The organism is Mesorhizobium hunchu (assembly GCF_040081975.1).
GTDB lineage: Bacteria > Pseudomonadota > Alphaproteobacteria > Rhizobiales > Rhizobiaceae > Mesorhizobium > Mesorhizobium hunchu.
This window is the reverse complement of the sequence record NZ_JBEBMG010000016.1, coordinates 44555-57544: the sequence shown is the minus strand read 5'-3', so window position 1 is coordinate 57544 and position 12990 is coordinate 44555. Positions and strand designations below refer to the sequence as shown.

Here is a 12990-nt window from a genome sequence, read left to right as displayed (position 1 = left end):
CACGGCAGATCTCCTTGATCGACTTCCCCTGAACCAGCGACAGCCGACGTATCTTCGCAATCGTCTCCACGACCAACATCCAAAACAAATGCCTCCGATCAAACCGGAGGCAGTGTGAAACACCTGCCGTTACAGGGGTCCCTTTTGGATGCCGATCACCCCTGAAACGGGGTCCTTATTCCACGCCGAAACACATGTATAACTGGGCAAAGTCGTGTGCGCTCCGTGTGCACTCAGACGTAAAAGCGTGGCGAATTGCGTCGAAAAATAGCGTAGAAAAAGGTTGAACAAGGCGACGCGACTGCGTTGATACATAACGAAAAAATGCATAAATATCAAGGACATATAATAGCCACTGCGCCCATGATGGACTGGACGGACCGGCATTGCCGGTTCTTTCACCGGCAATTGAGCAAGCGGACCTTGCTCTACACCGAGATGGTTGTTGCCGATGCGGTCATTCATGGCGCGCGCGAGCGGCTGCTGGGTTTCGACCCGGCCGAGCATCCGGTCGCCCTGCAGCTCGGCGGCTCGGAACCGTGGAAGCTTGCCGAGGCTGCCAGGATCGGGGCCGATTTCGGCTATGACGAGATCAATCTCAATGTCGGCTGTCCGTCCGACCGGGTCCAGTCGGGCACGTTCGGGGCCTGCCTGATGAAGACGCCGGCGCTCGTCGCCGAGTGCGTCGCTGCGATGAAGGCGGCGGTGGCGGTGCCCGTCACGGTGAAGTGCCGGATCGGGGTGGACGACCAGGATCCCGAAGCGGCGCTGGACGTGCTGGCGGACGGGGTGTTCGATGCCGGGGCGGATGCGTTGTGGGTGCACGCGCGGAAGGCCTGGCTGAAAGGCCTGAGCCCGAAGGAGAACCGGGACATACCGCCGCTGGATTACGGACGGGTGTATCGATTGAAGGCGCGATGTCCCGGACGCTTCATCGGCATCAATGGCGGTATCCAGACGCTCGGCGAGGCGGCGGCGCATCTGGCGCATGTCGACGGCGTCATGCTGGGACGCGCTGCCTATCACACGCCGGCCATCCTTGCGGGCGTCGATGCCGGCTTCCAAGGCACTGGCGCGGAGCTTTTTGATTTTGCGGCGCTGGTCGAGGAGATGGCGGACTACGCGGGTCGTCACATCGCCGGCGGCGGGCGGCTCACGCATGTCACGCGCCATATGGTGGGGCTGTTCCACGGTCGGCCCGGCGCGCGGCGCTGGCGCCAGATCCTATCGACCGACGCCACCCGGCCCGGTGCCGGGCCGGAGGTGCTACGCGCTGCTTTCGAGGCGGTCGATTTCGAGGCGCCGGCCGACGAGGCGGCTTGAACTGCGGCCAATTCAGTCGCGCAGGACCATTCTGTCGCCGCGAACCTCGAAGCCCGACAGCGAGCCGATGAAGTTCATGCCGAGAAGGCTTTGCCACAGGGTACCGGGCGGTGCCACCAGAACGGTCATGTTCCTGCGCACGATGCCGCCGATGGAAATCTCGTCGGTACGCACCGCCGCCGCCTTGGTGTTGCCGTTGGCAGTCGAGACCGGAACGGTGTAGGTCAGCGCGGCGGGGTTGAAGCCCGCCGCGATCGCATCGTCTGCGGTCAGGACCGTACTGGTCGCGCCGGTGTCCACCACCGCGTCGATCGACCTGCCGTTGATGAGCACACGCGCCTCGAAATGGCCGTTGCCGCCCTTGTCCAGCGTCACGGTCGCGCGCCCGTCCTCGGTCCCGAGCGCCAGCGGACTGCCGGGAATGAGGCCTGCCGTAACGCGGCTGGCGACGTCCTGCAACTCGTAGCGATACTGGTAGAAGGCGACCAGCGCGAGCGCGACGAGCGCCCAGGCGCCCAGCCCGCGCGCCATATGACCCAGCCGCCGCCCTGGGCCGATCAGGCCGGCGCCGATGACGAGAGCCAGCAGGCCGAGCCAGACCAACTGGCCGAAATCACCGTTTTCGACGCCGAGCGTGCGGCCCGACGAGTCGTTCCACATCAGAAGAACGGCCGCGATACCGATAATGCCGAGGATGACCCAGAGCAGCCTGTTCACGGGCGTCAAACCACCTGACCGCGCTCGCGCGCCATGCGGGCGCGCCGCGTTTCGCGGCGCGGCTTGCGCTCCACCGTCTCCAGCCGTGCCGGCAGTTGCGCCATCACCTCGCGGCGGGCCTCCGGCGTCATGCCGATCCAGGCGGATATCTCGTCGCGCGTCCGGCCGCAGCCGAAGCAATAGCCGGTCTTCATGTCGATCGAGCAGACCAGGATGCAGGGCGATTCGATGGCGGTCATGGAATTTCCTTCACATCACTCCACATGGGACAGGGATGTTGCGGTTGCAAGTCCGATGGTGTGGCACAGCGACCGGTTTCAGCCTCGTGGTTGTGCAGCCGTCGCCATAGGGCTATGCGCAGGCCAAACAGGAAACGGTTTCATGACGGCCAGCGCGCTTCCCTTCGACGATATACGCAATCTGCTCGCCGCGCTTCCGCCGTCGGATGAAGATGCGGCGACGCGGGCGCGAAGCGTGTTCGCCAGGGCGGCCGCCCGGCAAGGATCGCTCGGGAAACTTGTGGACGTGGCGACCTGGCTTGCGGCCTGGAGCGGGCGGTTCCCGCCTCTGGTCGCGCGGCCGCTGGTGGCGGTCTTCGCCGGAACGCATGGCGTGGCGCCGCCTTCGCCGGCCACCGCCGACGCTGTCGAGTTTATCGCTTCCGGTGGAGCGGTCGTCAGTCAGGCCTGCGTCGCCGCCGATCTCGGGCTCAAGGTGTTCGATCTCGCCTTGCACCTGCCGGTCGGCGACATCACGCGCGAAGCGGCGCTGGACGAGCGCGGCTGCGCGGCCACCATGGCGTTCGGCATGGAGGCGGTCGCCGGCGACGTCGACCTGCTTTGCCTTGCGGGAATGGGCGATGGCGGGGCGGTCGCCGCAGCGGCGCTTTTCGCGGCACTGTTCGGGGGCGAGGCCGCAGAATGGACGGCTTCCGGTGAAGGTGACGATGCTGCGGCGCGCAAGCGGGCGGTGGACGCCGCTCTTGCGCTGCACGGGCCTCACCTGAGTGACCCGCTGGAAGCATTGCGCAGGCTGGGCGGCCGCGAATTCGCGGCGCTTGCAGGGGCGATCGTCGCCGCGCGTGTGCAGAAGGTGCCGGTGCTGCTCGACGGGGCGACGGCGCTGGCGACCGGCGCGGTGCTGAAGGCGATTAATCCGCACGCGCTCGACCATTGCCTGCTGGCGATGCGGCCTGCCGACCCGGCGACGGCCAAGGCGGCGGCGCGGCTGGGCTTCGAACCGCTGCTCGATCTCGGGATCGCCGAAGGGCAGGGCGCCGGCGGTGCGTTAGCCGCGGAACTGGTCAAGACGGTCGCGGCGGTCGCTTCCGGCTCGGCGCTGGTTTTCGGGCGGAACTGACCATCAGGCGGAGCGTCTGCGGGCGCCGCCCACGGTCTTCATCGGCACGGCAGGCAGTTCTTCCATGACCCGGGTCGGCGGGAAGATGGCGATCGCCTCGGTGCCCTCGCGCAGCCGCGAGTTGAGATCGAATTCGCCGCCATGCATCGCAACCAGCCCCTGCACGATGGGAAGGCCTAGGCCGGTTCCCTGCTCGGCGCTCTTGATGGCGATGGCGCCCTGGCCGAAGGCGGCAAGCACCACCGGAATCTCGTCGGCGGGAATGCCCGGACCGTTGTCCTTGATAGAGACATACTGTCCGCCGCCAGCCGTCCAGCCGACTCGCACCCGCACCTCGCCGCCCGTGGGCGTGAATTTTATGGCGTTGGACATGAGGTTGAGCGCGATCTGCCGCACGGCGCGCTCGTCGGCGAAGAGGCGGGGCAGGGCAGGCTCGAACTCCTGGACGATGCGGATGTCCTTGTTGCGCGCCCTCAATTCCATCATGTGGCAGCAGTCCTCGACGATGGTCAGCAGCGAAACCGGCTCCTCGTTGAGCTGGTAGCGGCCGGCTTCGATGCGCGACAGGTCGAGAATCTCGTTGATGAGGTCGAGCAGGTGCTGGCCCGAGGCATGCACGTCGGCTGCGTAATCGCGGTAGCTGGCATTGCCCATCGGCCCGAGCACTTCGTTGGCCATGACCTCCGAGAAGCCGAGAATGGCGTTCAGCGGGGTCCGCAGTTCGTGGCTCATCGAGGCGAGGAAGCGCGACTTGGCGAGGTTGGCGTCCTCGGCGCGCCGGCGCGCCTCGTCGGACATGGCCTTGGCGGTTTCCAGTTCGGCGATCAGCGCGTCCTTTTCGCTGCGAAACGACAGCAGCATGACCGACGAGCGATTGAGGTGGCGTGCCACATAGGCGAAGAATGGCAGCGCCACCACGAGCAGGCCGAGCATGATGGTCTCGACCGGCATCCATAGCCTGGCGCCCGAATAGGCATACACCGCCACAGGCATCGCGAAGGTCAAAAGCAGCGCGCTGCGCAGCGACGAGGCCATGATGGCGGTGACCGCCATCGCCAGCAGCAGGATGACCGCCTTGATGACCTGGAACTGGTCGATGCCGCAGGTGCCGCAGCCTAGCGAGGCGAAGTACGCCCAGCCCAGGCCGCTGAGAAAATGCGCGACGAGAAACTGCCAGCGCGCCGATCTCGGCTTGATGTCGGCGATATCGGTCCGGTCGACTCGCCGGGCGACGATGGCAAGCGCCGAGTAGCAGCAGACGGCGATCAGCGCCCAGACCAGCGCCTGGCCGCTCATGCCGGCGAGAAGGCCGGCTGCGGCGATCGCCACGACCATCAGCGGCACCGCCGTCGCGCCGCCGACCATGGCGCGGGCGTGCAGTTTCAACAGTTCGCGGTCGAAGTCGGGATTGCCGGATTGCTGCGAAAGCCGGTCCCTGGTCTTGCGGACAGCGCGCGCAACATCGGTGTTGCGGTGCCGCTTGCTACGGTCCACAATATTCTTGTCCGCTGTGTTCGAGCGTTGCAACGACATGAAGAACTTCAATTTACGCGGGCAGCGGCTTCGTGTTTCAACGCTACGGCGGAATGATTAACCAACGGTTTGCCATATGAGTCGGATGCGGCGGAATCGCCCGCGCCGTTTCCCTCCGCGGTCGAAGCGCAGTCCCTGGCGGCGGCTGTTCGATTATGGCCTGACCATCGCGCTTGTCGCGTTTCTGGCGTTTCTGGCGGCGAGGCTCGATCGGAGTGCGATGCGGACCGAGCAGGGAAGGGCGGTCGTCAATGACGGCGACACGCTGACGCTCGAAGGCGAACGCGTTCGCCTGCGCGGCATCGATGCGCCGGAATACACGCAGACATGCCGCAAAGCAGGAGGCGACTATGCCTGCGGACGCATGGCCCGCAAGGCGCTGGTCGATCTCATCGGCGGACGCGTCGTTTCCTGCGACGGATGGCAGCGCGACCGCTACAACCGGCTGCTCGGCGCGTGCAGGGCAGCCGACCTCGACCTCAACAGGTCGCTCGTGCTGGCCGGCTGGGCGGTCGCCTATGGCAACTATGCAGCGGAGGAGCGACAGGCCCGCGCGGCGCGGGCAGGCATCTGGGCCGGAGATTTCGACCGGCCGCAGGATTGGCGGCGCGCACATGGCAGGCGGGCGGAGCCCAGGCCTGATGTATTGAGCTATGTTGGCGACTGGATACGCCATCTGTTTGGGTTACGGTGAGGGCAATCGCCGGCAGGCAAAGAAGAATGACGATCAGGAGAAGACGATGAAGCTGTTCGACGGAGGCCGCGCGCCCAATCCGCGCCGGGTCAGGGTTTTCCTGGCGGAGAAGGGGATTGAGGTGCCGCTGGTGCCTGTCGACATGGGCGCCATGGGGCACAGGGACGAAGTCGTCACCAGGCGCAATCCCTTGCAGCGGCTGCCTGTGCTGGAACTCGACGACGGAACGGTGCTGACCGAATCGGTGGCGATCTGCCGCTATTTCGAGGAGCTTCATCCCGAACCCGCTTTGTTCGGCGCCGGCGCGCTCGGCAAGGCCCAGGTCGAGATGTGGCAGCGCCGACTGGAACTCGGCCTGTTCAACTTCGTCGCCCAGGCATTCCGCCATATCCATCCGGCCATGAAGGACTGGGAGATCCCGCAGATTCCCGAATGGGGCGAGGCCAACAAGCCGAAGGCGATCGCCTTCCTGCGATTTTTCGACGGCGAACTGGCGAGCCGCGAATTCGCCGCCGGAGACCGCTACTCCATCGCCGACATCACCGGGATGATCGCCGTCGATTTCATGAAGCCGGCGCGCATAGCGATGCCCGACGACTGCGCCAACGTACGCCGCTGGTATGCGGCGGTTTCGTCGCGGCCGAGCGCGGCGGCCTGATCTGCGGGACTTGCGCACGAGACCATGAGCACTGAACTCGAGCGGCTGACGGCGCGGATAAGGGCCTGCCGCATTTGCGTGGAGACGCCTAAAGGAAAGCCCTTGCCGCATGAGCCGCATCCCGTGGTGCGGCTCTCGGCGAAGGCGCGCACCCTGATTGCCGGCCAGGCGCCCGGCACGAAGGTTCATGCCAGCGGGGCTCCGTTCACCGACGCGTCCGGCGACAGGCTGCGAGACTGGCTCGGCGTTACCGCACAGGAGTTCTACGACACCGACAAATTCGCCATCGTGCCGATGGGGTTCTGCTTTCCGGGGCAGGACGCCAAGGGCGGCGACCTGCCGCCCCGGTGCGAATGCGCGCCCGCGTGGCGATCCGAAATCATGGCGACAATGCCGCAGATCGACCTCGTCCTGGCGATCGGGCTTTATGCCCAGCGCTGGCACATGGGGGCGGCGCGGCAACGCTCGCTGACGGAGACGGTGGCCGGCTGGCGCACGGCCTGGGACGATGGCGCCGCCCGAAAAGTGCTGCCGTTGCCGCATCCCTCCTGGCGCAACACCAGTTGGATGAAGCGTCATCCCTGGTTTGAAATGGAATTGCTTCCTTTCCTGAAGACAGAAATCCGTCGTCGTCTCGATTGACAACTTGGGAAAAATTATCTGTCAAACCGGCTTGTCGGCAGAACTTCTTTCTTGCGATTGCGCCCCACAACAGGAAGAATAGACGATCATTTCTCCTGGAGACCATAGATGGATCGCCTCGACCGGAAAATCCTGCGCCTTCTGCAGGATGACGCGACGCTTGCCGTTGCCGATGTCGCCAAGAAGGTCGGGTTGTCGACCACCCCATGCTGGCGGCGCATCCAGAAGCTGGAAGAGGAAGGCGTCATCCAGCGCCGGGTCGCCCTGCTCGATCCGGAGAGGGTCAACGTGCGGGTCACCGTGTTCGTTTCGATCCGCACCAATTCGCACAGCCATGAGTGGCTGCGCCGGTTCTCCGAGGTCATCCAGGAGTTTCCGGAGGTGGTCGAGTTCTACCGCATGAGCGGTGACGTCGACTATCTGCTGCGCGTGGTCGTCCCCGACATCGCTGCCTACGACGCCTTCTACAAGCGGCTGATCACCAAGATCGAGATTCGCGACGTGTCGTCGGTCTTCGCGATGGAGCAGATCAAGTTCACCACGCAATTGCCGCTGGATTACATGGCGCTGGACAAGGAATCGGGCGTCAACGCCGCCTGAGCGTCACTGCTTTTTCTGGAGCGATTCCCAGGGGTTTGGTCCCTGCGGCGCTTCGATGGCGTCCGGGACGCCGTCTGCGGGCGCGACCGTGGCCTTGCTGAAGACGTAACCGGACGGAATGACGGCGAGGCCGTCCATGATGAAGAGCTGGCTACGCTCCATGTCCTGCTTGAGCAGCCCGGTGACCGCCACCGCGGCATAGGTCCGTTCCAGATGGAACGGCTTCGGCAGCGTGATCAGCACGATCTGGTTGGGCGGCGGCGTCGGCATGTGACTGCAGGCGCCGCTCCACGGCACGAGCAGGAACTGGTAGACCATCTCGCCTTCGCGATCGACGGGCAAGGCATAGCCCTTCAGTTCGACGGTGGTGTCCGGCTCGTTCCAGGCGAGCGTCTCGCCGTGATCGGGCAGGCTGGCGGCGACGACCGGCAGGCCGAGGCTCTCGGCCGCCGGCTGGTTCGCCGGGCGCAGATCCTTCCAGAAAACCTGCCTGGCGTCTGCCGAAGCGGGCGACGCGCCCGCAAGCATGAAAAGCGCGACCGTGGTGGCGAATGTCCGCAATTGTCCTGCCTCGTTCAGGCGAACTAAAGCGCTGTCGCGGCGAACCGTCAATCGCGGAGCGCTTGGGGTCGGTAGGCGGGATTTATCGCCGGTTTCAGCTCCGCTCCAGCCGGGCCAACAGGGACGACGTGTCCCAGCGGCTGCCGCCCATCTGCTGGACGTCCTTGTAGAACTGATCGACCAGCGCGGTGACGGGCAGGCTGGCGCCGTTGCGGTCGGCCTCGTCGAGGCAGATGCCGAGATCCTTGCGCATCCAGTCGACCGCGAAGCCGAAATCGTATTTGCCGGCGTTCATGGTCTTGTGCCGGTTCTCCATCTGCCAGGACCCGGCTGCGCCCTTGGAAATGACCTCCACCACCTTCTCGATGTCGAGGCCGGCCTTCCTGCCGAAATGGATACCCTCGGAAAGGCCCTGCACGAGGCCCGCGATGCAGATCTGGTTGATCATCTTGGTGAGCTGGCCCGCGCCCGCCGGTCCCATCAGGCCGATCATGCGCGCATAGGCGTCGATGACCGGTCTTGTCCGGTCGAATACATCCTGCTCGCCGCCCACCATGACGGTCAGAACGCCGTTCTCGGCGCCGGCCTGGCCGCCGGACACCGGCGCGTCGAGGAAGGCGAACCCGCTCGCCGTCGCCGCCGCCGCAAGTTCGCGCGCGACTTCGGCAGAGGCGGTGGTGTTGTCGATGAAAACGGCTCCCTTCTTCATCGCCTTGAAGGCGCCGTCGCCGCCGACGGTCACTTCGCGCAGATCGTCGTCGTTGCCGACGCAGGAGAAGACGAAATCCTTGCCTTCGGCGGCCTCGCGCGGCGTCTTCGCCAGCTTTCCGCCATGCTCGGCGACCCATTTCTCGGCCTTGGCCACGGTGCGGTTGTAGACGGTCACGTCATGGCCGCCCTTGTGCTTCAGATGGGCGGCCATCGGATAGCCCATCACGCCAAGACCCAGAAACGCCACTTGAGCCATAGTCGAATCCTTTCAAACCGGTTCGGTCGGTTTTCCAAAGCAGCGGGCGTCCTGACGAACGCAGTTCCGCTGCTCCAGTCTGTTTTCCTTGGCCGCATTTATGCGGACGCCGGACGATTCCGCCTGGCTGCAAAATGCTCTATCGCAAAGGTGCCGGAGAGTCAGCGCTTGAGATGGCGGGTGAGGCGGCGTTCGATCCATTCGATGCCGTATCGCAGCGTCTCGACGATCAGCAGATAGATGATCGCAGCCCAGAGATAGGTCTGGAAGTCGAAGGTGCGCGAAAAGGCCAGCCGGGTGACACCCATGAGGTCGTAGACAGTGATGATAGCGACGATGGCCGAGCCTTTGATCATCAGGATCACCTCGTTGCCATAAGGCCTGAGCGCCACCAGGGCGGCCTGCGGCAGGATGATCTTGCGCATGGTCTGGAACTTGTGCAGGCCGAGCGAAGCGGCGCCCTCCCATTGGCCGCGCGGGACGCTCTCGATGGCGCCGCGCAACATTTCGGCCTGATAGGCGGCGGTGTTGAGCGAGAAGGCGAACAGCGCGCAGTTGAAGGCGTCGCGGAAGAAGACCCACAGGCCTATGTCCGCCAGTTCCGCATGGAAGGAGCCGAGTCCGTAGTAAACCAGGAAGGTCTGCGCCAGGAGCGGCGTGCCGCGAAACAGATAGACATAGCCATAGGCCAGCGCCGAAACGAAACGGTTCTTCGACATGCGCGCATAGGCTATCGGAACCGACAGCACCGCCCCGCACAGGATGGAGATCGCCACCAGCGACAGCGTCACCCATAGCCCCTGAAGATACATGGGCGCGTATTTCGTGAAGATCTCGGCGTTCCAGGCCGAGATCAGATAGGCGACGAGGGCGATGCCGAGAAGCGCCCAGAGGCCGATCAGCGCGTGGCCGAGGATGCGCAGGCGCGACCAGCCGCGTGCCGCGGGCGGTGGCGGGGCCATCGTGTCGGCGCCTGCGGCGGCAGCACTCATCGCGCGTTCTCCTGGCGGCTCACGGATCGCTCGATGGCGTGGATGCCGATCGACGAGATGATCGCCAGCACCAGATAAATGAGGGCGGCCACGCTGAAGAAGAGGAAGGCATGCTTGGTCACGCGAGCGGCGACGCCCGCCTGCCGAAGGATATCGGAAAGGCCGATGGCCGACACCAGCGCCGTATCCTTGAGAAGGATGAGCCACAGATTGGCGAGGCCGGGCAGCGCGATGCGGATCAGTTGCGGCAGTACCACAAGGCGCATCGTCTGGCCCTTGGACAAGCCGATCGAATAGCCGCCTTCGTACTGGCCCAGCGGAACCGCCTTGAAGGCGGACAGAAAGACTTCGCTGGCATAGGAGGAGAAGACGACGCCGAGCGCGACCATGCCTGAGACGAAGCTGTTGACCTCGACCGTTGCTTCAGGATCGACCAGATGAATGAGTTTCTGCAGGCCGATCTGCGCGCCGTAGAAAACCAGGAACAGCGTCAGCAGTTCCGGCAGTCCGCGGAAGATGGTGGTGTATATGTTGCCCGCGATGCGCAACGACGGCTCCGGCGACTGCTTCGCCAGAGCGACGAAAAAGCCGATCGCCAGTCCGACGGGCAGCGTCGCGACGGCTAGTGATGCCGTGACGAAGACGCCATAGCCGATATCGTCCAGCCACCCCTGCGGCCCCCAACTGAGCAGCGTCCATGCGCTTTGCATCGGCTGGCCCGTTCTCCTCTACCCGGTTTTCCGGTGTGGCCGGTCATCCCCTTTTCCGGCCCGGTTGGCGGGCGGCGAGATTTCTCGTCGCCCGCAGGCAATTCCCGATATCAGGAATCGCCGCCGTAGACGTCAAACTTGAAGTATTTGTCGTTGATTTCCTTGTACTTGCCGTTGGCGCGGATGGCGTCGATGGCGGCGTTAAACTTGTCGACCAGTTCCTTGTCGCCCTTGCGCACCGCGATGCCCGCTCCCGGGCCGTGGATCTCGACCACCGGCTTGATGGTGCCGACCAGCTTGCAGCACGCACCTTCCGGCGAATCGAGGAACTGCTGCAGCACGATGATGTCGTCATTGGCGGCATCGAGGCGGCCATTGGCGAGATCGAGCTGATATTCCTGCGCGGTCGGATAGGGCTTGACGGTCGAATCCGTATAGGTCTGGCTGGAATAGTTGAAATGGGTGGTCGACCCCTGCACGCCGATGGTCTTGCCGGCGAGGTCTTCCTTGGTCACGCCTTTGATGTCGGTATCCTTGGGCGCGATGATCGCCGGCGGGGTGTTGTAGTATTTATGCGTGAAGTCGACCTTTTCGGCGCGCTCAGGGGTGATCGACATGGAGGCGATGATGGCGTCGAACTTGCCGGCCTGAAGGGCAGGGATAATGCCGTCCCAATCCTGGGTCACCCACTCGCACTTCACCTTCATTTGCTCGCAAAGCGCATTGCCGATATCGATGTCGAAGCCTTCGATCTTGCCGTCGGCCGTGAGGTTGTTGAAGGGGGGATAGGCGCCTTCCGTGCCAAGCTTGAGCACCTTGTCTTCCGCATGGGCGACGCCCAGCGTCAGCATGGCGGCTGATGCCGCCAGCGCGATACGCATTCCAATACGCATGATGATCCTCTCTGTATGGTCCCGGCCGTTTTTTGGAACGGCTTTCTTGGGGCGATGCTCCCGATCGCCCGCTGGGCGGATACTCCCATTGTTTTCCGCAAAAAAGCAACTGCAAAACCGAGCCGGCCAAGATTCCCTGGCGGTGTTGCGAGGCGACGCAAGGGAAGGTCCGAGCGAACGTGCGGCGGCTTGAGCGTCAGGCCTTGAGGCCGGTAACGCGCTCGGCGAAATCGGCGATGGCGGCGATATCGTCCAGATCGAATACGGGAAGGTTTTCCGCCGGCTGAGGGTGGTCGGCCGCGACGGCGATGATGTTGGTGTCGTTCGGCGAAAGCGGCTCGCGGCTTTTTGCGCCCCGGCGACGGGCCTCGATCTTGCGGTGTGCTTCGCGCTTGTAGCCTTCCACGATGACGATGTCGGCCGGCGCCATGCGCTGGAGGATCGCCGCGAGATCGGGTTCGGCTTCGTCGCGCAGTTCGTGCATCAGCGCCCAGCGACGGCCGGAAACCACGGCCACCTCGGTCGCGCCTGCGGCGCGGTGGCGGAAGGAATCCGCGCCTTCCTTGTCAATGTCGAAATCATGATGGGCATGCTTGACGGTGGAGACCTTCCAGCCGCGCCGGACCAGTTCGGCGACAAGCCGCTCGGTCAGTGTCGTCTTGCCGGAATTCTTCCAGCCGGTGATCCCGAGGATGCGCTGCGTCATGGGTCCAAAGCTCGCGCCAGCCGGTCGGCTTCCGCGAGGTCCTGCGGCGTGTTGATGTTGAAGAACGGATCGCGCGCATCGCCGCCGATCTGGCGGGCGGCGAAATCGACCTCGACATGAGGATGCCGGCCGATGAAGGCTGAGACCCGCCGTTCGTCCTTCTCGACAAGCGCATGCCGAAGCGAAGCCGCGATGCCGATGGGCCAGAGCGCGAAAGTCGGATGGGAGCGGCCGCCGGAGCGAGCCACGGCGATTGCGTCGGGCAGGCCGCGCACGGCGCGAAGCAGCTTTTCAGCGAGATCGCCGGGAAGGAAGGGCGTGTCTGCGGCGGCCGTCAGGAGCCGGCTCGCCTGTGTGGTTGATGCCCACTCCAGCCCTGCCAGCACCCCGGCGAGAGGGCCGGGGTGGCCTTCGACCGTGTCGGCGACGACCGGCAAGCCAAGCGGCGCGAAGCGGCCCGGATTGCCATTGGCGTTGATGGCGAGGAGGTCGACCTGCGGCCGCAGTCCGTCGGCGACATGCTCGATCAGAAGCCGGCCGTTAAGCCGGGCGAGGGGCTTGTCGCCGCCGCCCATGCGGCGCGACAGCCCGCCGGCCAGGATGATGCCTGCAATGGTTTCGTGCATGGGCCCGCG

Annotated in this window: 16 protein-coding genes; 6 read left to right on the top strand and 10 right to left on the bottom strand. The window is 64.8% G+C overall.

Annotated features, from left to right (window positions below):
- Positions 1-324: 324 nt before the first annotated feature.
- Entirely contained in the window at positions 325-1323 is a 999-nt protein-coding gene (gene dusA / locus ABMA46_RS20120) for a tRNA dihydrouridine(20/20a) synthase DusA (protein ID WP_349001788.1), read from the top strand.
- Between the two features lie 12 nt (positions 1324-1335).
- On the opposite strand, the gene ABMA46_RS20115 is transcribed toward dusA, so the two are convergent.
- Positions 1336-1983 carry a TIGR02281 family clan AA aspartic protease gene (locus ABMA46_RS20115; RefSeq protein WP_425475779.1) on the bottom strand — a complete coding sequence of 216 codons (648 nt, stop codon included), beginning with the start codon at positions 1981-1983 and terminating at the stop codon, positions 1336-1338.
- A 62-nt stretch (positions 1984-2045) separates the two neighbouring features.
- Positions 2046-2279: a DUF1289 domain-containing protein gene (locus tag ABMA46_RS20110; protein WP_349001786.1), complete on the bottom strand. Its 234-nt coding sequence runs from the start codon at positions 2277-2279 to the stop codon at positions 2046-2048.
- A gap of 142 nt (positions 2280-2421) precedes the next feature.
- On the opposite strand from ABMA46_RS20110, the gene ABMA46_RS20105 reads away from it, so the two are divergent.
- Positions 2422-3399 carry a nicotinate-nucleotide--dimethylbenzimidazole phosphoribosyltransferase gene (locus tag ABMA46_RS20105; RefSeq protein ID WP_349001785.1) on the top strand — a complete coding sequence of 326 codons (978 nt, stop codon included), beginning with the start codon at positions 2422-2424 and terminating at the stop codon, positions 3397-3399.
- Between the two features lie 3 nt (positions 3400-3402).
- On the opposite strand, the gene ABMA46_RS20100 is transcribed toward ABMA46_RS20105, so the two are convergent.
- A complete protein-coding gene (locus ABMA46_RS20100) occupies positions 3403-4932 on the bottom strand; it encodes a sensor histidine kinase (RefSeq protein WP_349001784.1) in 1530 nt (509 codons plus the stop codon).
- A gap of 85 nt (positions 4933-5017) precedes the next feature.
- Between ABMA46_RS20100 and ABMA46_RS20095 the strand changes: the two genes are divergently transcribed.
- The 4 genes from ABMA46_RS20095 (at position 5018) to ABMA46_RS20080 (ending at position 7526) form a co-directional block, all read left to right on the top strand.
- Entirely contained in the window at positions 5018-5626 is a 609-nt protein-coding gene (locus tag ABMA46_RS20095; RefSeq protein ID WP_349001783.1) for a thermonuclease family protein, read from the top strand.
- A gap of 46 nt (positions 5627-5672) precedes the next feature.
- Positions 5673-6284, top strand: coding sequence for a glutathione S-transferase (locus ABMA46_RS20090; RefSeq protein WP_349001782.1), 612 nt, complete (start codon positions 5673-5675; stop codon positions 6282-6284).
- Positions 6285-6308: 24 nt separating this feature from the next.
- Positions 6309-6926 carry a uracil-DNA glycosylase family protein gene (locus ABMA46_RS20085; protein ID WP_349001781.1) on the top strand — a complete coding sequence of 206 codons (618 nt, stop codon included), beginning with the start codon at positions 6309-6311 and terminating at the stop codon, positions 6924-6926.
- Between the two features lie 108 nt (positions 6927-7034).
- Entirely contained in the window at positions 7035-7526 is a 492-nt protein-coding gene (locus ABMA46_RS20080) for an Lrp/AsnC family transcriptional regulator (protein WP_349001780.1), read from the top strand.
- Positions 7527-7529: 3 nt separating this feature from the next.
- Here the strand turns inward: ABMA46_RS20080 and ABMA46_RS20075 are convergent, their stop codons facing one another.
- The 7 genes from ABMA46_RS20075 to mobA all read right to left on the bottom strand — a co-directional run bounded on the left by ABMA46_RS20075 (position 7530) and on the right by mobA (position 12981).
- Positions 7530-8087 (bottom strand): DUF3299 domain-containing protein, encoded by a 558-nt coding sequence (locus ABMA46_RS20075; protein WP_349001779.1) that lies wholly within the window; start codon positions 8085-8087, stop codon positions 7530-7532.
- Positions 8088-8181: 94 nt separating this feature from the next.
- Entirely contained in the window at positions 8182-9054 is an 873-nt protein-coding gene (locus ABMA46_RS20070) for an NAD(P)-dependent oxidoreductase (protein ID WP_349001778.1), read from the bottom strand.
- 161 nt (positions 9055-9215) lie between these two features.
- The gene (locus ABMA46_RS20065) at positions 9216-10046 is read right to left on the bottom strand and encodes an ABC transporter permease (RefSeq protein WP_349001777.1); all 831 of its coding nucleotides are present in this window, start codon (positions 10044-10046) and stop codon (positions 9216-9218) included.
- Positions 10043-10756, bottom strand: a complete 714-nt coding sequence (locus ABMA46_RS20060) for an ABC transporter permease (protein ID WP_349001776.1) — start codon at positions 10754-10756, stop codon at positions 10043-10045. Before ABMA46_RS20060 ends, ABMA46_RS20065 begins: the two co-directional genes overlap by 4 nt.
- 110 nt (positions 10757-10866) lie before the next feature.
- On the bottom strand, positions 10867-11649 hold the full coding sequence (locus ABMA46_RS20055; RefSeq protein WP_349001775.1) for an ABC transporter substrate-binding protein: 783 nt from the start codon (positions 11647-11649) through the stop codon (positions 10867-10869).
- A 196-nt stretch (positions 11650-11845) separates the two neighbouring features.
- The gene (gene mobB / locus ABMA46_RS20050) at positions 11846-12355 is read right to left on the bottom strand and encodes a molybdopterin-guanine dinucleotide biosynthesis protein B (RefSeq protein ID WP_349001774.1); all 510 of its coding nucleotides are present in this window, start codon (positions 12353-12355) and stop codon (positions 11846-11848) included.
- Positions 12352-12981 carry a molybdenum cofactor guanylyltransferase MobA gene (mobA, locus tag ABMA46_RS20045; protein WP_349001773.1) on the bottom strand — a complete coding sequence of 210 codons (630 nt, stop codon included), beginning with the start codon at positions 12979-12981 and terminating at the stop codon, positions 12352-12354. The genes mobB and mobA overlap by 4 nt, the downstream gene beginning before the upstream one ends.
- Positions 12982-12990: the final 9 nt, after the last annotated feature.

Bases quoted from the DNA above. Each gene is read 5' to 3' on its own strand.
- dusA (WP_349001788.1), top strand. From the start codon at position 325: ATGCATAAATATCAAGGACATATAATAGCCACTGCGCCCATGATGGAC.
- ABMA46_RS20115 (WP_425475779.1), bottom strand. From the start codon at position 1,983: ATGTGGAACGACTCGTCGGGCCGCACGCTCGGCGTCGAAAACGGTGAT.
- ABMA46_RS20110 (WP_349001786.1), bottom strand. From the start codon at position 2,279: ATGACCGCCATCGAATCGCCCTGCATCCTGGTCTGCTCGATCGACATG.
- ABMA46_RS20105 (WP_349001785.1), top strand. From the start codon at position 2,422: ATGACGGCCAGCGCGCTTCCCTTCGACGATATACGCAATCTGCTCGCC.
- ABMA46_RS20100 (WP_349001784.1), bottom strand. From the start codon at position 4,932: ATGTCGTTGCAACGCTCGAACACAGCGGACAAGAATATTGTGGACCGT.
- ABMA46_RS20095 (WP_349001783.1), top strand. From the start codon at position 5,018: ATGCGGCGGAATCGCCCGCGCCGTTTCCCTCCGCGGTCGAAGCGCAGT.
- ABMA46_RS20090 (WP_349001782.1), top strand. From the start codon at position 5,673: ATGAAGCTGTTCGACGGAGGCCGCGCGCCCAATCCGCGCCGGGTCAGG.
- ABMA46_RS20085 (WP_349001781.1), top strand. From the start codon at position 6,309: ATGAGCACTGAACTCGAGCGGCTGACGGCGCGGATAAGGGCCTGCCGC.
- ABMA46_RS20080 (WP_349001780.1), top strand. From the start codon at position 7,035: ATGGATCGCCTCGACCGGAAAATCCTGCGCCTTCTGCAGGATGACGCG.
- ABMA46_RS20070 (WP_349001778.1), bottom strand. From the start codon at position 9,054: ATGGCTCAAGTGGCGTTTCTGGGTCTTGGCGTGATGGGCTATCCGATG.
- ABMA46_RS20065 (WP_349001777.1), bottom strand. From the start codon at position 10,046: ATGAGTGCTGCCGCCGCAGGCGCCGACACGATGGCCCCGCCACCGCCC.
- ABMA46_RS20060 (WP_349001776.1), bottom strand. From the start codon at position 10,756: ATGCAAAGCGCATGGACGCTGCTCAGTTGGGGGCCGCAGGGGTGGCTG.
- ABMA46_RS20055 (WP_349001775.1), bottom strand. From the start codon at position 11,649: ATGCGTATTGGAATGCGTATCGCGCTGGCGGCATCAGCCGCCATGCTG.
- mobB (WP_349001774.1), bottom strand. From the start codon at position 12,355: ATGACGCAGCGCATCCTCGGGATCACCGGCTGGAAGAATTCCGGCAAG.
- mobA (WP_349001773.1), bottom strand. From the start codon at position 12,981: ATGCACGAAACCATTGCAGGCATCATCCTGGCCGGCGGGCTGTCGCGC.